General features: G+C 45.0%; 17 protein-coding genes. 9 read left to right on the top strand and 8 right to left on the bottom strand.

Annotated features, from left to right (window positions below; translation table 11 throughout):
• From J3998_RS00745 to J3998_RS00730, 4 genes are all read right to left on the bottom strand, one after another.
• Entirely contained in the window at positions 1-1716 is a 1716-nt protein-coding gene (locus tag J3998_RS00745; RefSeq protein ID WP_208146384.1) for a proline--tRNA ligase, read from the bottom strand.
• A gap of 225 nt (positions 1717-1941) precedes the next feature.
• Complete coding sequence (locus J3998_RS00740; RefSeq protein ID WP_208146382.1) at positions 1942-2469, bottom strand: DUF2062 domain-containing protein; 528 nt, start codon at positions 2467-2469, stop codon at positions 1942-1944.
• A 159-nt stretch (positions 2470-2628) separates the two neighbouring features.
• Positions 2629-3984, bottom strand: a complete 1356-nt coding sequence (locus tag J3998_RS00735; protein WP_208146380.1) for a Y-family DNA polymerase — start codon at positions 3982-3984, stop codon at positions 2629-2631.
• A 171-nt stretch (positions 3985-4155) separates the two neighbouring features.
• Positions 4156-6663 (bottom strand): AsmA family protein, encoded by a 2508-nt coding sequence (locus J3998_RS00730; protein ID WP_208146378.1) that lies wholly within the window; start codon positions 6661-6663, stop codon positions 4156-4158.
• Positions 6664-6916: 253 nt separating this feature from the next.
• Between J3998_RS00730 and J3998_RS00725 the strand changes: the two genes are divergently transcribed.
• On the top strand, positions 6917-8275 hold the full coding sequence (locus J3998_RS00725; RefSeq protein WP_208146366.1) for an anti-phage deoxyguanosine triphosphatase: 1359 nt from the start codon (positions 6917-6919) through the stop codon (positions 8273-8275).
• A gap of 5 nt (positions 8276-8280) precedes the next feature.
• Here the strand turns inward: J3998_RS00725 and queG are convergent, their stop codons facing one another.
• Positions 8281-9528 carry a tRNA epoxyqueuosine(34) reductase QueG gene (gene queG / locus J3998_RS00720; RefSeq protein WP_208146364.1) on the bottom strand — a complete coding sequence of 416 codons (1248 nt, stop codon included), beginning with the start codon at positions 9526-9528 and terminating at the stop codon, positions 8281-8283.
• A gap of 82 nt (positions 9529-9610) precedes the next feature.
• Between queG and tsaE the strand changes: the two genes are divergently transcribed.
• Positions 9611-10132: a tRNA (adenosine(37)-N6)-threonylcarbamoyltransferase complex ATPase subunit type 1 TsaE gene (gene tsaE / locus J3998_RS00715; RefSeq protein WP_243750527.1), complete on the top strand. Its 522-nt coding sequence runs from the start codon at positions 9611-9613 to the stop codon at positions 10130-10132.
• 111 nt (positions 10133-10243) lie between these two features.
• Positions 10244-12166 carry an N-acetylmuramoyl-L-alanine amidase gene (locus tag J3998_RS00710; protein ID WP_341829236.1) on the top strand — a complete coding sequence of 641 codons (1923 nt, stop codon included), beginning with the start codon at positions 10244-10246 and terminating at the stop codon, positions 12164-12166.
• Here the strand turns inward: J3998_RS00710 and J3998_RS00705 are convergent.
• Entirely contained in the window at positions 12159-12773 is a 615-nt protein-coding gene (locus tag J3998_RS00705) for a 5-formyltetrahydrofolate cyclo-ligase (protein ID WP_208146345.1), read from the bottom strand. The two genes, J3998_RS00710 and J3998_RS00705, sit on opposite strands and share 8 nt — an antisense overlap.
• Positions 12774-13253: 480 nt before the next feature.
• On the bottom strand, positions 13254-13559 hold the full coding sequence (locus tag J3998_RS00700; RefSeq protein ID WP_208146342.1) for a cell division protein ZapA: 306 nt from the start codon (positions 13557-13559) through the stop codon (positions 13254-13256).
• A gap of 190 nt (positions 13560-13749) precedes the next feature.
• Here J3998_RS00700 and J3998_RS00695 point away from each other — a divergent pair, with 190 nt between their 5' ends.
• The 6 genes from J3998_RS00695 (at position 13750) to J3998_RS00670 (ending at position 20501) form a co-directional block, all read left to right on the top strand.
• On the top strand, positions 13750-14343 hold the full coding sequence (locus J3998_RS00695; RefSeq protein ID WP_208146340.1) for a UPF0149 family protein: 594 nt from the start codon (positions 13750-13752) through the stop codon (positions 14341-14343).
• Positions 14344-14375: 32 nt separating this feature from the next.
• Entirely contained in the window at positions 14376-15686 is a 1311-nt protein-coding gene (locus J3998_RS00690) for an aminopeptidase P N-terminal domain-containing protein (RefSeq protein ID WP_208146338.1), read from the top strand.
• Positions 15687-15709: 23 nt separating this feature from the next.
• Positions 15710-16930, top strand: coding sequence for an FAD-dependent monooxygenase (locus J3998_RS00685; protein WP_208146328.1), 1221 nt, complete (start codon positions 15710-15712; stop codon positions 16928-16930).
• 15 nt (positions 16931-16945) lie between these two features.
• On the top strand, positions 16946-18202 hold the full coding sequence (locus J3998_RS00680) for an FAD-dependent oxidoreductase (RefSeq protein ID WP_208146326.1): 1257 nt from the start codon (positions 16946-16948) through the stop codon (positions 18200-18202).
• Between the two features lie 166 nt (positions 18203-18368).
• Positions 18369-19391, top strand: a complete 1023-nt coding sequence (locus J3998_RS00675; protein ID WP_208146317.1) for a potassium channel family protein — start codon at positions 18369-18371, stop codon at positions 19389-19391.
• A gap of 156 nt (positions 19392-19547) precedes the next feature.
• Positions 19548-20501 (top strand): LysR family transcriptional regulator, encoded by a 954-nt coding sequence (locus J3998_RS00670; RefSeq protein WP_208146315.1) that lies wholly within the window; start codon positions 19548-19550, stop codon positions 20499-20501.
• Positions 20502-20629: 128 nt separating this feature from the next.
• Here J3998_RS00670 and J3998_RS00665 read toward each other — a convergent pair whose 3' ends face one another.
• Positions 20630-22036 carry a PhoH family protein gene (locus tag J3998_RS00665; protein ID WP_208146313.1) on the bottom strand — a complete coding sequence of 469 codons (1407 nt, stop codon included), beginning with the start codon at positions 22034-22036 and terminating at the stop codon, positions 20630-20632.
• Positions 22037-22107 lie beyond the last annotated feature (71 nt).

Below are 22107 nucleotides of genomic sequence, written 5' to 3'. Positions count from 1 at the left end.
TTACTTGGCCAATTGCTGCATTAAGAAAGCCATAAACTCGTCTTCGGCGATATCTTGCGGTTTCTCGTCACGGCGATATTTGTATTCGATCATGCCGTTGTCCAGACCGCGTTCACCGATAACGATGCGGTGTGGAATACCGATTAAGTCCATATCAGAGAACATGACACCAGGACGCTCCGAACGATCGTCGAACAAGACATCAATTCCTTGTTCCATTAGCTCGTCATAAATTTTCTGAGCGGCTTCGGCAACACGAGGTGATTTATGCATCTGCATCGGCACGATACAGACTTGGAACGGGGCAATCGCATCCGGCCAGATAATACCGCGGTCATCGTGGTTTTGCTCAATTGCCGCAGCCACAATACGCGTTACCCCAATACCGTAACAGCCCATTTCTAGTACTTGTGCACGGCTGTTTTCGTTTTGGACAGTGGCGTTCAACGCTTCAGAGTATTTGTTACCCAGTTGGAAGATGTGGCCGACTTCGATGCCTTTATAGATTTCAAGTTTACCTTGACCACAAGCGCTTGGATCGCCTTTCTGCACATTGCGTAAATCAACGATTTCAGTGATTTGCGCGTCGCGTTCCCAGTTTGCCCCTTTATAGTGGAAACCGTCTTCGTTAGCACCACAGATAAAGTCCGAGCTGTTTGCTGCTGTACGATCAACCAATACTGGAATATTCAGGTTTACAGGCCCGATTGAACCGGCAGAGCAACCAGCAGCAGCTTGAATTTCTGCATCGCTTGCCATGGTTAGTGGGCTTGCCACTAGAGGGTGTTTTTCTGCTTTCAGTTCATTTAATTCATGGTCGCCGCGAACGACTAGCGCGATTACTGGAGCACCTTCGGTCGCGCCTTGGACGAGTAGAGTTTTAACGGTTTTCTTTTTCTTAACCTGTAGCAGGCTAGACACTTCCTCAATGGAATGAGTATCTGGAGTAGCAACTTTTTCTAGTTCTTCGCTCGCTTCTGGACGCGTTCCACGTGGTGCAAGTGCTTCTGCCAATTCAACGTTAGCAGCATAGTCAGAATTGCTACAAATGGCGATATCGTCTTCACCTGATTCAGCCAGAACGTGGAATTCGTGCGAACCGTCACCGCCAATAGCACCGGTATCGGCTTGTACGGCACGGTATTCAAAACCGATGCGGGTAAAGATTCGGTTGTAGGCTTCGAACATGGTGTCATAAGTTTCTTGCAGCGATTCTTGCGACAGGTGGAAAGAGTAGGCGTCTTTCATAATGAATTCACGCGAACGCATCACCCCGAAACGCGGACGACGTTCGTCACGAAACTTGGTTTGCACTTGGTAGAAGTTCACCGGCAACTGTTTATAACTGCGAATTTCTTTACGTACGATATCGGTAATGACTTCTTCATGGGTTGGGCCTAAAACGAATGAGCGGTCATGACGATCGGTAAAACGCAACATTTCTGCGCCCATGGTTTCATCACGACCGGATTCTTCCCATAATTCAAGCGGTTGAACCACCGGCATTAGTAATTCTTGTGCTCCGGCGCGATTCATTTCTTGACGAATAATTGCCTCGACTTTACGCAGTACCCGTAGCCCCATCGGTAGCCAGTTATAGAGACCCCCTGCGAGCGGTCGAATCATGCCGGCACGAATCATTAATTGGTGGCTAGCTACAACAGCATCAGAAGGAGTTTCACGGGTAGTGGCGAGCAATAAGCTGGAGGTTTTCATTTACGGAATTACCTTAAAAAAATCGCAATTATCAAAACCGCGTATTTTAGCAGAAAGGACTACACAAATTAAGCTTTGAAATGTAATGGTTAATGCGTTTTTAGAATGCTGAAGAAGGTTGCCATAACTTGATGACCTCAAAAAGGAACCGCAGACTGATGCATTAGGGTAGCGTTTGCAATAAAGCGCAATGAGGGTGTTGCGCTTCAGTCAGCAGGGAGCGGTTTAACCTTTGTGGGCTCGTAGCGAATGCAATTTGGCGCGAATCCACTGGAAGTTGAAATGGCCGATTAGCAGATACATGACACTGCCGAAAAGCAGACCTAGACTCGCATTTCCGATAAAGAACGGCATCCATATATGCGGGAAAACGTCCGAGAACCATTCGCTAGAACCGATGACAATACCTTGCGATGCATGGAACAAATCTGGTGTACCGAGCACCCAAGTGCCGAACATATAGCCACCGTACCAGATCGGCCACATGGTAAGCGGATTGGTAATCCAAGCCAGTGCGGTTGCTAAGGGAATATTGGCGCGCACATAGTAGGCTAGAACCGAACCGAATACCATCTGGAACGGAATCGGCAACATCATGCAGAAACAACCGACAAAACCCGCACGAGCGAAAGATGAGCGATCACCAGCCCAGTAGACGCGGTCTTTAAAGCGCGGGAAGTATTTATTCAAAAAAGCCGAGCGTTTGGTAGCGCGACCGATTTGATGTAATTTAAAGCGCAGGTATCTCAGCATAGTTTCGGTGTGTTCGAGTTTTTTAGGTATATCTTTGATTATATAAAACTTTTTTGCGTTACTCGGTGACCAAAGTATGAAAATCTGGTCGCCTGCAAAGTAGGTTTACATATTAGCTTATAATTATGTTTTGTAAATAATTATCGTGAATTTAGTGTTTTAGTCAACGGTAAGAATTTCATCCCAGCGAGTGGTATAACGCGGTGACATCAGCTGCCGTTTCATCTGCCAAGCGTTTTTCTTGGGAATGCCTTGTGTGCCTAAGAACAAGGTATTTCGACCATAGTGATAATTAACTTGGTCAAGTACCTGCATCAGTTTGTCCTGTTTTGGGTTGGCGGAGTAACGCGGCTGCTGGGCAAACAGATCGGTTTGCAGAGGGCCTTTGGGACTGATTTCGCTGAGTATGACGCCGGCCTTGTGATAATAAAAACCTTCTCGCCAAATCGCGCGTAGCGCACGCCGTGCTAATTTGCTCAAAAGGATGCTGTTATCGCTCGGGTAAATTAGACCGATGCTATAACTTGGTCGATATTGTTCCATCTGTTTATGCGGGTTGGTGCGAATATAGATGGTTATCATCTGGCAGACATTGTTTTGGCGTCGTAACTTTTGCGCGGCGCGAGTGGTGTAGTCGACTACCGCTTGTTCAACCGCTTTATAGTTCTTCTGTTCTTGCCCAAATGAACGCGAGCTGATGATCTGCTTTTTGTCTGTCGATAAAGCTTCTAAACTCAGGCAAGATTCGCCGTTTAATTCCTGAATGATTCTTTCCAGCACAACACTGTATTTCTTGCGCATCACTTTTGGGTTAGTGCGACGTAGATCTAGTACGGTTTTGATTCCCTCGGCGCGGAGTTTGAGTTCAAGATTTTTGCCAATGCCCCAGATATGGTTGATGTCAATTTTGGCCAGCAATGGTTCTAGGGTGTTTTCTGGCAAGGTAGTAAGGTCGAAAACGCCGTTATTGTGGGCGTGTTTTTTAGCGAGATGGTTGGCGAGTTTTGCTAAGGTTTTGCTGTGTCCGATGCCGACAGCGACCGGTAAGCCGAGTTCTTGTTGCACTCGCTGCTTTATCGTTTGGCCATAGTCGGTTAGGTTATAGTGCTGTTCTAGGCCGGATAATTCCAGAAAGCTTTCATCAATCGAATAGATTTCTTGCCTTGGAGCCATTTCTCCGAGAATGGTGTGCATGCGATTGGACATGTCGGCATAGAGTTCATAGTTGGAGCTGAAGACCGCAGCCTGATGTTTATCTAATAGCCATTTCACTTTAAAGTAGGGTTGAAACATCATATTAGTCGGCCGTGCAGCGTAATAGCCGCCGGAACCTAAATCGCCAACCTTGGCAATTAATTCCTGATTTAGAGCTTTGGCAAGGGAATTCGCAGCGACCACGCAACCATCGTTATTGGAAAGAACCACCACCGGACGTTTTGCCAAAGAAGGGTCGAACACAATTTGGCAAGAGGCGTAAAATGAATTTCCGTCCACTAAAGCAAAAATGGGGCGCATTTTTTTCTCTTGTACCATCGCTTTCTATCCTGTCTTGAATTTTGTTACAAGAATATTGTAGAAGATTTTAGAGGGTAGAGGTAAATGAAAACAGACATTTGATGGTAATAAAAAACCGCCGTAAGAAAGGTTCTTAACGGCGGTTGTTTTTAGAAGTGAGAATGAGAGGTTTTAGAAACCAAATCCTTTGAGAGCATCTTTCAGCTTGTCTTGCATTTGCTCTTCGACTTTCTTTTTAGCATCGTCAATGACTTCTTGCTTTTTCTCTTCGATTTTTTCTTCTGCTTTTGCTTTTAGCTCGGCCTTTTTCTTTTCAAGTTCGGCTTTGGCTTTTTCGGCAAACAGCGATTTTAAATCCAGAGAAATATCAGGATCCATCCAGTTACCCTTTAATCGCACTGGAACGGTTAAACCTTTAAGGTCTTGTAGCGCTTTACCGCCTTGACCTTTCTCGGTGCTAACGATTTTAGCGTTCACTAGATAGTTCAAAGACTCTTTAGCAAGGTTGATAGTGCCTTCGCCTTCGACGCGCATATAAGGCGCCAGTGCTTGCAATTGTTCGGTGGTCACCAAACCGTTAACGATATTGGCTTTAGCAATTAATGAACTGAAATCGGTCTGCTTCGGCGCTTCATCGCTAGAGGTTGCTTCACCTTTTAATTTAGCTTGTGCATCACGTATGGTTTGTGCCAAGTTAAAGCCTTTTACGGCGCCATCAGCCAAGTCCATATCGGTGCGGCCGTTCAGATTAGCCATAAATTCTTTAATAGTTTTACCGCTAGTCGTAAGGTTTAAATCAACGCTCCCAAGTCCGCTTAGTTTATCGTCGCCGGTGAAAGCCATCAGCACATCGCCAACCGGCACTTTCGGCGCATTGGTTTGTACGCTGTATTTAGGCGTGTCTTGGGTGACATCCAGACCAGCTTTGGCGTTGATGGTGGTTTTAAATAAGTCAGCTTTTAGCGGCGCGACATTCACTATGCCGTCTTTCGCTTTTACTGTAACCAGGATGTTTTTCGGATTCAGTTTGTCGATGGTTAAGTCGCCGACCTTTAAAGTCCCGTTAATGTCTAAAGAACGGATTAGTTCATTTGGCAGTTCAATCACTAACTCTTCATCGGATTTTGGCTCTTCTTCGACCGGCTCATCGCTTTTCGGTGGTAGATATAAGTTGGCGTCGATTTTGTCTAACGCTAAGTCGTAACGCACTTGCGGTTTAGAGAAATTTGCTATTGATGCTTTACCCTTCAAGGAGCTGTCATCGAGAACGAATTGTTTCACGTTAATGGCAACCGCTTCATTTTTGCCGTTGAAGTCAACCGCCAAATCCGCAGACACTTTCTGTAAACGGTTGGCGTCAGCCATTGGTGGTAGCTCGATACCGATGCTTGTAAGCAGTTGTTTAAGATCGAATTGCGCCAAAACTAACTGAGTGTTTACTTGAGGTGCGTCGATAATCTGGCTACCTTTAATCGAGCCCTTAATGGCAAGGTTTAAAGCAGCTAAATCGAGGTTTTGCACGGCTAGAGTTTGCTTGCCTAAATCGACATTAATGTTGGCGTTGAACTTGGCATTTTGCAAGCCGGCCGGAATGGCAGACCCTTTGGCATTGGTGTTAGAGGCCAGTGTCGTGTTCAGCTGTTGTGGTTCAACCGCAAACGAAAAATCATTTAGCTGTAGCGTATTATCTAAGTCGGCAATCGCGAAATCGGCTTTCCCTTTGGCTTGGGTTGCCAGTTTCACTTGGGTGATTTGCAGCAACATCTGTTCTAAGTTAAAGGACAGGTTTTGCAGCGAAACTTGATTGTTAATGCTGGCTAAAGGCAGGCTTGTTCCCGCAGTGTTTTGCAGATCTAGCGTCATTTCCGGTAGATTGATTTGGTTTTCCGCCAAGTTTAAATCGATGGTCGGAATGGACAGCTCAGCCAAGACTTTGCTGACCGGCAGTTCGGAACTTTCGGTTTGGTTGTTTAGAACGAGGTTGCGAACCGCATAAGCGCCGTTTTTATCAACTTTTGCTTCAATATTTAAATCAACTTTAGTGGTGAGTTGCGGCGCATTTAGCGTCGTAGTCGCTTGAATATTGATAGGGAAAAATTCACCAAATGAAACCGTGCCTGTGGTGATATTCAGCTCGCTGAGCTTGATGTCTTGACCCGTTGTTGCATCTTGCCATTGTACTTGGCCGTTCTGAATATTAAGGCCACCGAAGCTAAGCGCTGCTAGTTTGTCTAATGGGTTCTCGGATGGAGAGTCGTCTTTCTGTTCGGTTTCCTGTTCTGTCTCCGAACCAACTAAGTCATCCCAATTCGTTTTCCCCTCGGCATTTTTTTGCAGAGTTACCTGAACACCATCTAGCGTCAATTGATCAATTTCCAAACGCTGTTGCAATAAAGGCATGATGGCAGCGCCAACGCTGATGACATTTGCTTGCAGCATTTTGTCACCGGCAAAGCCTTCGGCATTCGATAAACTTGCCTGTTCAAGGTTAATTGCCAGATGCGGCCAGACCGATAGGCTCATATTGCCGACCTTTAGTTCACGGCCAGTCTGTTCTTGAACAATGTCAGTAATTTCTTGACGATAGTCGTTTGGGTCGACAAAAGCGAAGAGTGCGCCGATGGCGATAACAATGGTAAGGATTAACCCAAGCACTATTTTTAGCAACAGTTTCAGCATGGTAGGTAACTCCAATATTTGAAGAGAAAAGTAAGTGACTACACAGTATAAAACAGCAGCAAAAGGGAATCTGTAAAAATTGCTCGGAGTGCAAAACCGATGAAAAATTGATGAAAATAAGTGCAAAAATCGGCATTAGGCTTGGAAATAGTTTAAGAAAAGGTTTTAATATGCTTGATTTTAAAGAAGATTCTTGTCTTTTTAAAACTTTAGAGAAGGAAGTTTTGGTACTCGGCCAAGCAAGGAAATCGCTATGTTAGACCAATTGGAATGGACGCAACGTTACACTGACTTTTTATCTAATAAAGAGTCACGCCCAGCGCGCATAGTCTATCAGCGCGATCGCGCCCGAGTAATCCACTCGGCGTCTTTTCGCCGCTTGCAAGCAAAAACGCAAATCTTCGGTCTAAATGAATCGGACTTTTTCCGCACGCGCCTCACGCATTCAATGGAAGTGGCGCAAATTGGTTCCGGTTTGGTCGAGCAATTAATTACTGTCGGTACTGATGCGGCCGGAAATGAACAAGATTATGTACAGTGGCTGCCATCAATGTACTTGATTGAAGCAATTTGTCTGGCACATGATTTGGGACATCCACCGTATGGGCATGGTGGTGAAGTAGCTCTGAATTATATGATGCGCCATTATGGCGGCTTTGAAGGTAATGCACAGACTTTACGAATTATGTCGAAGCTTGGTGAATATACGCGTGAGAACGGTTTGGACTTGTCGCGTCGTACCACTTTGGGGGTGATGAAATATCCGGCGCTTTACCAAGATGTGCTCTCACAAAGTGCCGACTATCAAGAAAAGTTAGCGCGTCCGGAAACCACGGATTTTAGAGTGTTGGACTTCGCTAGTTGGTCACCACCGAAAAGTATTTATGCGGAAGAAAAATATATTCTAGATTGGGTGTTGCAGCCGTTTAATGAGGCTGACCGTCATCGTTTCACGCAATTTTCTCCGAGCGATGGTGGGCACCAGCGTACTCACTATAAGGCTTTAGATACCAATATTATGGAGTTGGCCGACGATATTGCTTATGGCATTCACGATTTGGAAGATGCGGTAACTATGAAAATGGTGCGTCGTGAGCGTTGGCAAGAACAGGTTATGGAAAGTGACGTGCTGGCAAAGTATCCATTGTGGGGCGATGAGATGACGGAACGGCTATTTAGTGATTCCTCTAAAGCGCGTAAGCATGCGGTTAGTCAGATGGTCGGAATTATGGTTGAAGCGATTTATATGCATGAAAACGCTGAATTTTCCCATCCGCTACTGGCTTACCAAGCCAAGTTGGAAGAGGGGGCAATGGCGGTGTTGGAGTTGCTGAAAAAATTTGTGTTTGAAAACGTTATCACTATCGCCGAAGTGAAGCAGATGGAATACAAAGGGCAGTTGATTGTCTTGGAGTTGTTTAAGTCGTTGCGTGCTAATCCTAGCGCTTTGCTACCGTCTAAGAATTATAAGAAGTATCTTGCACAAGAGACTGAGCAGGAACAGCAAAGGGTTATTTCTGATTATATTGCCGGTATGACCAATACATATGCATCGCGTCTATACGCTAAGCTGTTTACCCCGTCACAGGGTTCGATTTTCGACATGTTGTAATCTTTTTATCTTTGCTTGGCCAAACGATTGGCTGGGTAGTGATATTTTCGAACTTTAAACGGTTTAATCTGTTGCGGGTTTTTAAGTTCAACCGCGATAGTGTCGATAGTTGGTTGAACGGAGTCTTGCCAGTTATCGAGACGGTTTTGCAGTTCGGTTTGCGCCCAAATAAGATGCTGGTCGACGATGTCATCTAGGCTACCGATTTTTAAACTGACCGCTGCCAAGGCCGTTTCGATAAGGAGTTTATCAACCTGTGAGCGGCTTAGGTTGCCGATAGCGATAGCGAGGTTGCGAGTCCATTTGGCATAGCCGATTCGGCGGATAGGCGAGCCTTCAAAGTACTTTAAAAACTTGGTTTCATTCCATTCGAAGAGTTCCAGTAGGGCAACTTCATCCAACGGGTCGCGATGCGTGAAATCCGATTCGTCGGTGAAGTCGGCAAAACGGTTCCATGGACAGACTAATTGACAGTCATCGCAACCGTAGATGCGGTTGCCGATTAACGGTCGGAGTGATTCGTCGATAACACCGTCATATTCGATGGTTAAGTAGGAGATGCAGCGACGTGCGTCAACTTGGTTGTTTGGCAAGATTGCTTGTGTCGGGCATTCGTCAATGCAGGCGGTACAAGGTCCGCAACCTTGCGAATGTTGCTCTTTATCGGCCGGTAGCGGCAAGTTAACGAACAGTTCGCCAAGGAAGAACCACGACCCGGCACGCGGGTGGATGATTAGACTGTTTTTGCCGATAAAGCCAAGCCCTGCTTTTTCAGCAATGGCTTGCTCCAAAACTGGCGCACTGTCGGTAAAGGCACGAAATTGTAAGTTAGGCACGATGGTTTGGATTTTTTGCGCCAGCTTTTGCAAGCGCTTGCGCAGGACTTTGTGATAATCTTTGCCCAGCGCGTAGCGGGAAATATAGGCTTGTTGCGGTTGGTGTAGTTGCTGCAAAGCATGGCTTGCTGAACCGTCAAAGTAATTAAGGCGTACCGAAATAATGCGTACGGTTTGCGGTTCAAGTTCTTTGGGACGAGTCCGCTTGGTGCCGTGGCGTTGCATATAGTCCATGGTGCCGTGATTGCCGTTTTCGAGCCACTGAAAAAAATGGGGTTCGTATTGGCTTAAATCGCAATCACTGATACCGACATCGGCAAAACCAAGCTCTTGACCCCATTGTTTAATCTGCTCGGCAAGTTCGGCGAGCCGCTTGGTACTAAGAGTGGTAGTGGTCGGCAGGTTTGAGTCGGGCATGGATACAAGATACGCAAAAGAAAGATATATTTTAGCAGAGCGGAATCGAAGCCAATACAATTCCGTTGAATGGAGAAGCTTTTTGGAAAAGTTACACTATTTTCTGGCAGATGAGGCAGCCAGTAAATCGATGGCGGAAGCCTTAGCAAAGCAGATTGAAAAGGCATTACAACTGAACCGAATGAGTAGTGGCTTAATCGTGTATCTGAAAGGCGATCTAGGTGCAGGAAAATCGTATTTGTCGCGTGCTTTGATTCAATATTTTTTGCCGGGTCAAAAGGTGAAAAGTCCGACTTATACATTGGTGGAGTCTTACCCTGTGGAATTAGAACAGGGTGATTTAATGATTCACCATTTTGATTTGTATCGTTTGTGTGAGCCTGAAGAGTTGGAGTATTTGGCGATTCGCGACATCCTGCAAGGGAAGTTTTTGGCACTAGTGGAGTGGCCGCAAAACGGTCAGCCGGTTTTGCCGAATGCGGACTTATTGATTGAGATACAGCACCTTGATGAGGGACGAAACCTGTCCATCAGATTGCAGAGCGATAAAGGCCAACAGTTAATGCAGAGCTTTGAGTTTGGGGGCTTGTCACCCGTGTTATAAAACTGACAAGACAACTTGGCAAAAAGGTTGCTTAGTCAATAATTCACACTAAATTATTTTGTTCAGTATGGCTCTGTCATAGAGTCAAAAAGTGATAAGCGGAGGTTTGCCGTGCTGGAAACACAACAGAAACGCCAACGACTTCAGGACAGTATGCAATCTGAGGATGCTTCCGTGCCGGTCTCTTCTTCACTGCTGAAGTTAAAAGGTACCTTAAAAAAACTAACCTCTGCCGGATTGGCTGTCGGTTTACTGTTTAGCAGTTCTGTCGCTTATGCCATTGGTACCATTAAGCAAGTTCGTGTCGGCCAAGATGTTCAGAAAACGCGAATTGTTTTTGACTTGCAGGACAAGGCAAAATTCCAGATTCGTATGTTGAATAATCCGTCGCGTGTGATGGTGGTCTTTAATCACGTTGACAACAACATCAGTTTTAACGAAAAGACCTTCAATGATTCTCGTCTTTATAAAATGCAGGTGAGTGATAAGGGCAACCAGACGCAAGTAACCATGCAATTACATAAGACTCTGGATATCAGTAGCTTCCACCTCGGTGAAAACGCGCACGGTTTTAATCGCTTGGTTATTGATTTAAAAGATGCCGCCGAGAATTCGCCAAAACCCAAAATCGTTCCAGCGAAAAAAGAAGTTAAGGCGCAGCCTCAATTAGCAGCAAAACACACACCGGAAACCACTGCTGAAATTGCTCAGCCGGCAACAAAAGAAGTAACTCAAAGTTCTGTTATAACGTCTGTTGAAGCCAAGCAGAAAGAAGTTCAAACGCCTGCTGTAGTAGCCGAGCCAGAAATCCAGTCAGAAGAAAAACCGCAAGACGCGATTGATAAGTCAGTCGATATTCTTTTAGGTACTAAATTACCTGAGAAAGTTGTGGCAGAAGAGGCTGAAGGAAAAGCCTTAGTAACTAAAGCGGGCGAAAAAGCCATTACTGAAAAAACAGAGCCGCTAGAAGCGGCTCAGACAAAAATTGCGCAAAAGTCTGAATTAGTCGTTGCTGATAAACCTGAGCAGACGAAGCAAACGTCTGCTAAAGCTGCGAAAGCTGAAAACCAAGAGCATGAAGTTGCGAAAGCTGAGTTAAAAGCCAGTGTGCAGAAAATCGTAAAACCTCCTGTGGGTAATGGTCTTGAATTGGTCGTGGCTCTTGATGCAGGGCATGGTGGCAAAGATCCGGGAGCGGTGAATCGTCAAACCCGGATTATGGAAAAAGACGTAACCTTGCAAATGGCGAAACAGCTGAAACGCCAAATTGATGCACAACCGAATATGCGTGCGGTTTTGATTCGTGAAAAAGATGTTTTTATTCCGCTTTATGAACGTCAAAAAATTGCTAAAAGCAAAGGTGCCGATATTTTTATCTCCATTCATGCCGATGCATTTGAAGATGAACGCGTGCATGGCGGTTCGGTTTATGTACTGTCGCGTCGCGGCGCCAGTTCACATATGGCCCGTCTATTGGCGAAAAGCGAAAATGCGTACTTGCAGGATGTTAAATTGAGTGGCTTTGATGATGACGTTGCTTATGCATTGAGTGATCTTTCTCGTCGTTCAAATATCGATCATAGCCAAAAACTGGCAAAATCCGTTTTATTTGAAATGGATAAAAAGTTGACTATGCATCGGGCGCATGTTCAGTCGGCGCAATTTGCGGTATTGAAGGCAATTGATATGCCGTCTATGCTGATTGAAACAGCGTTTATTTCTAATCCGAAAGAAGCGCGCAATCTGGTTAACCCTTTGTTTCAAAAGAAAATGGCGAATGCGATTGTATCTGGGTTAAATCATTATATTGAAACGCATCGACAAGCCCCGGTGCAAGCGCCGAATACTCTTTTTGTTCGTTATGAAGTCAAAAGCGGTGATAATTTGACGACGATTGCCAAAAAATTCAATGTCACTGTCGCCAAGATCAAGCATCATAACGGCATTCGCAATGCGAATCGACTTTATGTTGGCAAGAGTTTACGTATTCCGGTAAGTCAGGATTTACTGGCTAAAATTGATCAAATTAGCTGAGAAGGCCATTCTCAAACCAATCAATTTGTTTTTCATTAATTAGGGCATATAGCGGAATATCCCATGGCTGTGTTGGCAAGCTTGCCACTTTTTGTAAGCTATGCGCCCAACCAATCAAATAAGGTTTGTTTGACGGTCTGCTTTGTTGTTTGAAAGCAAAGGTTCTGTCATAGAAGCCACCGCCCATTCCCATTCTATTGCCTGTTTGGTCATAAGCGACCAGTGGCACAAACACCCAATCAAGTTCAGCAGCAGTAATGCTTTTGGTGTTAAAGGGCTCAGGAATATTAAAACGATTTTTCTGTAACCGACTGGACTCAGTGTAGTGCGCAAACGTCATCGGTTCTTTTTCGAGTGTATGTAGAACTGGCAGATAGACTTCATGCTGGGTTTCTTGCCACAGATATTGAATCAGTGGGGCGGTACTGAGTTCGCCATCTTGGGTGAAGAATAACGCAATCTTTTGTGGTTTGCTAAATTCGCTATTATTGAGTAATTGTTTAGCGAAGTCTAACGCCTGTCTAGCGTTTTGTGTTTGCATGGATTGACTGAGTTGTTGGCGTCGAGCGCGCATGTCTTTGCGAAGTTGATTTAGGTTTGACGGCATAACAGTAAAAACGGCTATTGATTTACTGTGTAGTGTAGCGGGATTTGAAAAAGAAAGGTAATAAATAGAAAAGCATACAGCCCGGGCTAAATCCCTGAACCGCTAAGTTCAGGTGGCAGCCTCCCATAAAAAGTTTAGGCTTCCCGGGTTAGCTAAGCTAACGAGATGCGCACCACTTAAAATGTCTGGCCCCGAGGTAGTAAGTATCGGAACGGGGTTTACGCCCGTGACCATATGCTTGATTGCATTATACCAAAATTGCGGTTTTAGTCAGCGTTAACTGGAGCCAGAGTTTACAAAAAATGTCTTTGTTTGTAGGGAATTTGATGTTAAGCAAAAAACGGTTTTATTATTGGGCAATCACCGTTTGAGTTGGGCTAAAAATCCGACTGCTTGTGTGGTTGATCCTCAATTTAAAACAAGCAAACTTTTAAGCGACCGCAGAAAAAAGTATGAGTTTTCATGAGGCGCGAAGGTTTTTTAGTTAACCGATGTTTTGCTTTCTTCTGAGTGAGACTGTGCTTCGATCGCACTAGTCAAAATAGTGTGAATAGCGTCAATTTTCGACTTCATGTCTTCGCTGTTGTGATGCGCTTCCTCTTTCAATTGAATGAAATCGTAGGCGATATTAATTGCCACCATTAATAAGCTGCGCTCGTTGCGGTTGGCTTTGGGTAATTCCAACATTTTCTGTTCAATCATTTCAGCGGCGGCTTCTAAGCGTTTGCGTTCGTCATCTTCGCACTGAAATTTAAATCGATGACCCATCGTGTTAATTTCGATCATGGGTGTAGCTCCTAAACTGCTTCGATTACTGAAAAATTACGGCGAATTTTATCGCTCGACCCATGCTTATATTTATCTTGTTTTGCTATGGGGATGATGTTGGCGTTTTACCCATTGCCGGAGATACTTTTTCTAGCACTGGATATGGTATTATTCCTCAATTAATCAGCTTTAACAAGAGAAGAAGTTCATGGATTTTCAGAGCATAAATGAAGCGGTCGCGCCATACCCAGAATTAGAATCGCCATCTTTTATTCAGGGGATGTTAATTGGTTTGTTGTGTGTCGATAACGATATTCAAGAGACAGTTTGGATTCGTAAGTTACTGGAAGAGGCTCAAGTAAAATCGATTAAAGAATCATTTTTGGTGGTGTTGCATGAAATGTTTCTGTCGACCAATAAAGGTTTGAACGGCTCTGGTTTCGAGTTGGAACTGTGCTTGCCGGATGATGACGATTCTTTAGTGATGCGCGCGGCGATGATCGGCCAAATTTGTGAAGGCATTATCTACGGCATCGGTTTAGGTGGCGGTTTGAACGAAATGGAAAAAGACCTTAGTGAACAGGTTCGTGAATTGGTGAATGACCTGAGCGAAATCGCTCGAATTGACATCAGTGCCTTGGCAGATTTGGAGAAAGAAACTGCGGCTGAACAGATCGAACAGGATTTGATGGAGTTGAGCGAATTTATTAAGGTCGGTGTTTTGATGTTGAATGAAGAATTGAACCCGACTCAAGCCGCGCCTATTATGGATCCGCCACAAGGCGAATACCAAGTTCACTAATCTATCTTGTATTGCAGAAATTTGGAGACCGAATGATCTCAGCTGTGTCTAATCGCGAAACCCTTTTTAGTCAATTACCGAAAAAAAGTGCCATTCTTGTCCAGTCGGGAGAAGAGTTGATTCGCAACCGCGATGTCGAATTTCCGTTTCGCCCGCATAGCGATTTTTTCTACTTAACCGGTTTTAATGAGCCGGATTCTTTATTGTTAATGAGTAATATTGACGGCGAAGACGTTTCGACGATTTTCGTGCGCTCAAAAGATTTGCAGCAGGAAATCTGGCAAGGTCGTCGTCTTGGGGTTGAAGACGCAGCCGAAACTCTGCAAGTAGAACAGGCAGCGCCGATTGAGGAATTAGATGAGCATCTGCCGGAATTATTAAGCGGCATCGAACAGATTTTTGTCAGCTTCAGTGATTTCGCAGAATGGATGGAGATTTTAGCACCGGTCATTGATTCGTTGAAAAAGCAGGTGCGTAAAGGCATTGATAGTCCGGTCGGGGTTATGGATTTAGATAGCCTATTGCACGAACAACGTGTGATTAAAACCGAACCTGAAATCGATGCGATGCGCAAAGCAGCACAAATTTCCGTGCAAGGGCATTTGGCTGCGATGCGGGTCGCAGCGAATGCTAAGACTGAGCGTGAAGTGCAGATTGCTTTGGAAACCGATTTTTATCGTGACGGCGGCGAGCGGGTAGCGTTTAACTCGATTTGTGCCAGCGGCGAAAATGCCTGTATTTTGCATTACACCGAAAACACTTCGTTGCTTGAACCGAATGCACTGTTGTTAGTTGATGCCGGCGCTGAATATCAGGGTTATGCCGGTGATATTACTCATACCTATCCGCCATCGGGCAAGTTCAGCGAAGCACAAGCGGCACTTTATAGTTTAGTGTTAAAAGCGCAGCAAGCGGTCATTGAAATGGTTAAGCCGGGTGTGCTTTATGGCGATTTACACCAAACCACCTTGCGTATTTTGACCGAAGGCTTAATCGAGCTTGGCATCCTGCAAGGTGATTTGGAAACGCTACTCGAAGAAAAAGCTTATATGGATTTCTTTATGCATGGTACCGGCCACTGGCTTGGAATGGATGTGCACGATGTCGGCGTTTACAAGATCGATGGTGAATGGCGTCCGTTGCAAGCGGGGATGGTTTTGACGGTTGAACCGGGCTTGTATATCTCAGATCGTCATCAGCATGTTGATGCCAAGTGGCACAATATCGGCATTCGCATTGAGGATGATGTTCTGGTTACCGCCGACGGACATGAAGTATTGAGCGAAGGTTTACCGCGCACAGTTGCGGAAATTGAAACATGGTTTGCCGAACAGGCAAAGTGATCGAGCGTTAAGGGTTAATCGAAATGCAGAAAAATTCCGATACGATTATTGTTGGCGGTGGGCCGGTCGGATTGATGTTGGCATTAGGTTTAAGCCGACAAGGTTTTCGTGTGCAGTTATTGGAAGCTCAGCCAATGGAAATTGAGAGTGCTGAGGAAAATACGAACGGCGCTTTTGATGGCCGTGTTTTAGCACTTTCATTCGGCTCGATTGAAGTCTTACAAAAGCTTAGCGTCTGGGAGGCATTAAAACCCTATGCGACCGCAATCGAGCATGTGCACGTTTCACAGAAAGGTTATCTAGGAATCACCACAATCCATGCTAAAGAAATGGGGGTGAATGCCCTTGGTTTTAGCGTGCAAGGTCGTGATTTGGGTAAGGTTCTATGGCAAGCGGTAAAACAGCAGTCGGCGATTGAGATTTTAGCGCCGGCTAAGTTACAGAGTTTTACCGAAGATGATTCTCAGCCGTATCCGATTTGCGCTCAGGTCGAACAATCCGGCGAAACGCTTCGTTTGCACGCTAAATTGATTGTCGGTGCCGATGGCACCCATTCTATGGTGCGACAAACACTTGGTTTGCAATTGCAAGAAAAGTCTTATGGTGCCTATGCCGTGTTAGCGCAGATTGAAACCGAACAACATCCTCAAGGCTGGTCCTATGAACGCTTTACTGTTGAAGGGCCGGTCGCATTATTGCCGATGCAAGGTAATCAACATAAGGCGGTGATGGTTATTCCGCAAGAGCAGTTGGACGAAGTGATGGCGCTAGATGATAAAGCCTATCTTGAACGTTTCTCTGCGAAAATGGGTGAGCGTTTAGGCGCCTTTGTCAAAACCAGTCCGCGTTTGGCGTATCCGTTAAAAGAAACCTATGTCGAACAGTTCACCAAGGGGCGTGCATTGTTATTGGGGAATGCCGCGCATACTCAGCATCCGGTCGCTGCGCAGGGTTTGAATTTAGGGATTCGAGATATTGCTGTACTCCTACAGCAAATTGAAATGTTACAACTGCCGCCGCAAGAGGCCATTGAGCAAGTTGCCAGTGAAGCATTTCTACAAGATTACGCTAAATTGCGCCAGCCAGATCACCAGAAAGTCATGGGCATGACCGATAGTCTTATTGACCTATTTCAGCATTCTTCACCGATGGTCGGACATTTACGCGGTTTAGGGTTGATGGCATTGCAGGCGGTGCCGATGGCGAAAAGACGTTTTTCGCGTTTTGCGATGGGCAAGGTTTAAAGGTTGGATAGATTGATGAATACTCAGGTAGAACAGGCAGCGATTTATCAAAAGATTTGGGATGTTGTGGTTGTCGGTGGTGGCATGGTCGGAGCGGCAACAGCGCTCGGTTTGGCGAAAAACGGTTTTTCAGTTTTGTTGCTGGAACGCCAAGCACCGAATTTAGATTGGAATGAACTGACGCCGATGGGAATCCGAGTCAGTGCTTTAACCCGTGCCTCGGAAAATATCCTGCGAAACCTTGGCGGCTGGGATTTCATTTTACAACAGCGTCATCATCCGTTTACTGCAATGCGAGTTTGGGATGAGTTCACGCAGGCGGAAGTCGCGTTTGACGCCAAAGAAATCGGCGAAGCCAATCTTGGTTATATTGTTGAAAATGATCTGATTCAGGCGGCATTGTGGAGCGAGTTTAAACAGTACGATAATTTGTCAGTACTGCTAGGAGAGCGTTTTGATGGGCTTGAATTGCCGGAGTTTGCCGGAGAGCTGACAAGCTTATCAATGGCAAATGGTGCAAGCTTGCAAACGAAACTGGTGATTGCTGCTGACGGCGGTCGTTCGCAGATTCGTCAGATGGCCAATATCGGTTTGAATCGTCAAGACTATGATCAATGTGCAGTGGTCGGGACGGTGAAAACCGAATTGTCGCACGAGAATTGTTGCTGGCAACGTTATACCGAAAACGGCCCTTTTGCGTTTTTATCGATGGGTGCGAACTACAGTTCTATCGCTTGGTATTTACCGATAGAAAAACAGCAGTGGGCTCTGTCGCTAACGGATCAAGAATTTGCTCATGAAATCGCCAAGGCGTCTGATTATCGTTTGGGGCAAATTATTGAAGTCGGGCAGCGCGGCGCTTTTCCGTTGATTCGCCAGCATGCCAATCATTATGTGAAAAATGGTCTAGCTCTGATAGGCGATGCTGCGCACACCATTCACCCGCAAGCAGGACAGGGAGTGAATTTAGGCTTGTTGGATGCTGCCGCGATGGTGGATGTTTTAGCAAATGCCAAGCAAGCCGGTAAGGATTTTGCCAAGTTAAGTAACCTAAGGAAATATGAACGTTGGCGTCGTGGAGATAACGCCATAGTGCAGCTTTCGATGGAGTGGTTCGCTTGGTTTTATCAAAATCAGCTGGTCAAAAACGGTGTTCGCCAAACGGTACTGCCGATTGCCAACCAACTCAAGCCGGCGAAAAACTGGCTAATGGAGCAAGCATTGAATGGCCGTGAAGCGCTGCCGAGTTTGGCGCAAATCTATGCCATCTAAGTTTTAATGTTCTGCGGATTGCCTGAATTTTTTGCGCTTGGATAAGTAATCCTGTTATTTCCGGCTAAGTTGTTTTTTCTTGGCACAGCTTGGTTAGAAATCCTTTAGTATTGACTGATATAACTCTATACGATTAGCGAACTGTCTGAATAATCGGAATTGCTGCATGAATTTAAAAGTGTTACTAGGTGTTGCCGGCGTTCATAAAAAAGAGAGTGACCGTGCACGTAGTGTTGGCAGAGTTTTCGAATATTTAGTGGCGGTTGCCATTTTGGTTGTCTTTCTGCAGTTGGTATTGTCTTATACCGACTACCCCATTGAATATGCCGGTCTGGATTTTATTCTCTGGGGCGTATTTGCCGCTGAGTTGCTGGTTAATCTTTTTCTTGTACAAGACCGTTCCCGCTATCTTTTACATAACTGGTTGAGCGTTTTGATTGTCCTCGTGGCTGCACCGTGGATTCCATGGAGTGGTGATTGGGCCTTGATTTTCCGTTCTTTGCGGTTAGTGCTTTTCGTTCGTTTCGTTTCCAGTTTTTTTCATGATGTCCTGCGTTTATTAAAACGTAATCGCTTTGGGCAAATTTTGGTCGGCTTTTCTTTTTTGGTAATCGGTGCTGGCGGCATTTTTTCCTATGTCGAGCAACGACCTATTATTGATGGAATTTGGTATGCGTTGGTAACAATTACAACGGTCGGTTATGGCGATGTCGTTCCTTTAACTGAAGAGGGTAGAATCTTTGGGGCGGTATTAATTATTTTCGGCGTGATGTTTTTCTCTTTGGTAACGGCGAACTTCTCGGCATTTTTGATTGGTTCGGATCAGCGTAAATTGGAGCGTGAGATTCTGAATTATGTGCGCCAGACAGAGAAGCGCTTAGCCAAGCAGAGTATTGATAATGAAAAACATGTTGAAAGTATTATGTTGCATTCAACTCAGGAAATTGATCGCTTAACGGAAGAGCTGCATCGTTATCGAATGCTTGAAGAGTATTTATTGGAAATGCAGCAGAAAAAAGAAGTTGATCGAACCACGACGATGATGGAGTCCAGTGATCAGCCGCAAATGGAAGCAGGCCAGAAAATCGAACGCAAAAATGTCGGGCCTTCTCCTTTTAGTTCTCCGCATTTAGATGCTTTAAAGCAGATTGAGAGGGAATTATTTTCCAAACCCAATCATCGTAAGTAATTGCCCGGACGTGACTGAAGAAGTTATGATTTAATAACAAAATACATTCCCAAACTTACTTTATCGATTTATCGAAGAAGATTGACTTTTTTTATTGGAAAGCCTATATTCACGGCTAAATTTTAGAAATCATTACAAACAATAAGGACAGAGCAGATGGCAGATAGACGTCTTCAGGTATTTCATACCGTAGCTAAGGTAATGAGCTTTACCAAAGCTGCAGAGACCCTCCATATGACTCAACCTGCGGTTACCTTCCAAGTTAAGCAGTTAGAAGATTTTTTTAACACCCGCCTCTTTGACCGTACTCACAATAAAATTACCCTGACCGATGCCGGTAAAGTCGTATATGACTATGCTGATCAGATTCTTGAACTTTATGAAAAAATGAATTCTGAAGTTCGCGAGTTGACGGGCGAAGTTACCGGTACTTTGGTTATTGGCGCCAGTACGACTATTGCTGAATACATGTTGCCAAGCCTATTGGGTGCTTTCAAGAAACAGTACGAAGATGTCAATATCCGTCTTCAGGTCGGCAACACCGATGCGATTGTTTCAATGGTTGAAAATAATATGATCGACCTTGGCTTGGTTGAAGCGCCGGTTCAGAATAAGAACTTGGAAGTTGATGTTTGTCGTATTGACGAGATGCAACTGATTTGTCCTCTAGATCACCCATTGGCGAAACGTGACAAAGTAACGGTAGAAGATTTCCGTAAATACGGCTATATCTCGCGTGAAGAAGGTTCCGGCTCGCGTCAGGTAATCGATTCTTATATTCGCGAACAAGGGCTTAGCTACAGTGATTTGAGTGTGGTAATGGAACTTGGTAGTCCTGAGTCTGTGAAGATGGCGGTTGAATCTGATGTCGGAGTTGCGGTTGTTTCGCGTACCACTATCGTTAAAGAACTTAAGCTTGGTACCTTGAAAGCGATTCCTCTGGATCCGCCAATTCTGCGTCCATTCTCGCATGTTCGTCAGAAGCATAAGTTCCGTCACCGTGCGGTAGGTGAGCTTTTAGAGTTTGCAATCAACTACTGTCGTGCGCGTGCACAAGAGTTAGGCTTCCGTATCCCGACCGAAGAAGAGCAGAAAACAATGGGGCGTTAAACGCTGAATTGCTGCCAGTGAAGCCCGAGCTTTATGCTCGGGTTTTTTGTTTTCAGGCCTAATAAATGCCTAATAAATAAAAAAGGCAGATTATTCATTCTGCCTTTTGAGTTTGATTGTTGAGAGAGTTATAGATTGTCGGAAGCGAATTCCGCCAAGCGAGAACGTTCTCCTTGTTGTAAGGTTATATGTGCACTGTGTTTCCAGCATTTGAAGCGATCAACGATATAAGTTAAACCGGTTGTTGTTTCGGTCAGGTATGGTGAATCGATCTGGCTAATATTACCGAGGCAGACAACCTTAGTGCCTTCACCTGCACGCGTTACCAGAGTTTTCATCTGCTTTGGAGTTAGATTCTGTGCTTCATCGAGAATAATGAATTTCTTCTGAAAAGTGCGGCCACGCATGAAGTTCATTGACTTGATTTTAATTCGTTTGCTCAGCAATTGCTGGGTACTCTCTTTTTCCCAATCAGTGTAGCCGTCCGATTCGGTCAGTACCTCAAGGTTGTCCATTAAGGCACCCATCCATGGGGTCATTTTTTCTTCTTCCGTGCCCGGTAAAAAACCAATGTCTTCACCGACCGGAATGGTCGCGCGGGTCATAATGATTTCGTTATACAGGTTTTCATCAAGGGTCTGCTCTAGAGCAGCAGCAAGAGTTAGCAAGGTTTTACCGGTTCCTGCAACACCAAGAATTGATACGAAATCGATTTCCGGATCCATTAGATAGTTCATTGCAATGTTTTGTTCGGTGTTGCGAGCGTTGATTCCCCAGACGGCACTATTGTCAGAATTAAAATCATGCATGTATTCAAGAATCGCTTTGCCGTCACGAATCTCGCGTACTAATGCTGAGAAGCCGGAATCGTTAGCACTGATTAATGCTTGATTTGGATACCAGTCACAATCATGGTCAACTTCAAGTTCGTAGAAGGTGCTTTCACCTTCCTGCCAGGATTTCATGTTCTTACCGTGGGTTTCGAAGAAATCTTCCGGTAGGATTTCCCACCCGGTATAGAGTAGATCAGCATCTTCAAGGACTCGGTCATTATAGTAATCTTCCGAGTGTAAGCCGACTGCTGAGGATTTAATCCGCATATTGATGTCTTTAGTAACTAGGGTGACATTGCGTTGCGGGTACTGTTCTTTTAATGCTAAGCCGGTTTGTAGTATGTGGTTATCAGCTTTGTGGCTTGGTAAATGCGCAGGCAGCTGGGCAACCATGGGTTCAGTTTCGAAAAAAAGTTTGCCTAAATGTAGGCTCTCCATGCCGCTATTTGGATGAATGTTCTCTAGGCTTAAGCCATTCTTGATTTCTTCAAAACTGGCATTGCTGATGATCTGGTCGATTAAGCGGTTAGTCTCACGAACGTTACGAGAAACTTCCGACATGCCTTTTTTACCTGCGTCGAGTTCCTCAAGAACGGTCATCGGCAAAAAGATGTCGTGTTCCTCGAAATTGAAAAGAGCCATAGGATCGTGCATGAGCACATTGGTGTCCAAAATAAATAAGCGGCGTGGTTCATCAGTCATGATGGCATCCTTTAGCGAACAGCATTTAGATTAAGTGGACCTGTTATTAATGGATTGTTGACAGGCCGAAT

The sequence above is a fragment of the Thiomicrorhabdus marina genome (genome assembly GCF_017571465.1).
Lineage (GTDB): Bacteria > Pseudomonadota > Gammaproteobacteria > Thiomicrospirales > Thiomicrospiraceae > Thiomicrorhabdus > Thiomicrorhabdus marina.
This window is presented reverse-complemented; position numbering and strand designations above follow the sequence as displayed.

Excerpts from the sequence above, each read along its gene's own strand:
- queG (WP_208146364.1), bottom strand. The coding sequence starts at position 9,528 with ATGCCCGACTCAAACCTGCCGACCACTACCACTCTTAGTACCAAGCGG.
- J3998_RS00675 (WP_208146317.1), top strand. The coding sequence starts at position 18,369 with ATGAATTTAAAAGTGTTACTAGGTGTTGCCGGCGTTCATAAAAAAGAG.
- J3998_RS00680 (WP_208146326.1), top strand. The coding sequence starts at position 16,946 with ATGAATACTCAGGTAGAACAGGCAGCGATTTATCAAAAGATTTGGGAT.
- J3998_RS00690 (WP_208146338.1), top strand. The coding sequence starts at position 14,376 with ATGATCTCAGCTGTGTCTAATCGCGAAACCCTTTTTAGTCAATTACCG.
- J3998_RS00700 (WP_208146342.1), bottom strand. The coding sequence starts at position 13,559 with ATGATCGAAATTAACACGATGGGTCATCGATTTAAATTTCAGTGCGAA.
- J3998_RS00730 (WP_208146378.1), bottom strand. The coding sequence starts at position 6,663 with ATGCTGAAACTGTTGCTAAAAATAGTGCTTGGGTTAATCCTTACCATT.
- J3998_RS00670 (WP_208146315.1), top strand. The coding sequence starts at position 19,548 with ATGGCAGATAGACGTCTTCAGGTATTTCATACCGTAGCTAAGGTAATG.
- J3998_RS00735 (WP_208146380.1), bottom strand. The coding sequence starts at position 3,984 with ATGCGCCCCATTTTTGCTTTAGTGGACGGAAATTCATTTTACGCCTCT.
- J3998_RS00745 (WP_208146384.1), bottom strand. The coding sequence starts at position 1,716 with ATGAAAACCTCCAGCTTATTGCTCGCCACTACCCGTGAAACTCCTTCT.
- J3998_RS00705 (WP_208146345.1), bottom strand. The coding sequence starts at position 12,773 with ATGCCGTCAAACCTAAATCAACTTCGCAAAGACATGCGCGCTCGACGC.
- J3998_RS00685 (WP_208146328.1), top strand. The coding sequence starts at position 15,710 with ATGCAGAAAAATTCCGATACGATTATTGTTGGCGGTGGGCCGGTCGGA.
- J3998_RS00740 (WP_208146382.1), bottom strand. The coding sequence starts at position 2,469 with ATGCTGAGATACCTGCGCTTTAAATTACATCAAATCGGTCGCGCTACC.
- J3998_RS00695 (WP_208146340.1), top strand. The coding sequence starts at position 13,750 with ATGGATTTTCAGAGCATAAATGAAGCGGTCGCGCCATACCCAGAATTA.
- J3998_RS00665 (WP_208146313.1), bottom strand. The coding sequence starts at position 22,036 with ATGACTGATGAACCACGCCGCTTATTTATTTTGGACACCAATGTGCTC.
- J3998_RS00725 (WP_208146366.1), top strand. The coding sequence starts at position 6,917 with ATGTTAGACCAATTGGAATGGACGCAACGTTACACTGACTTTTTATCT.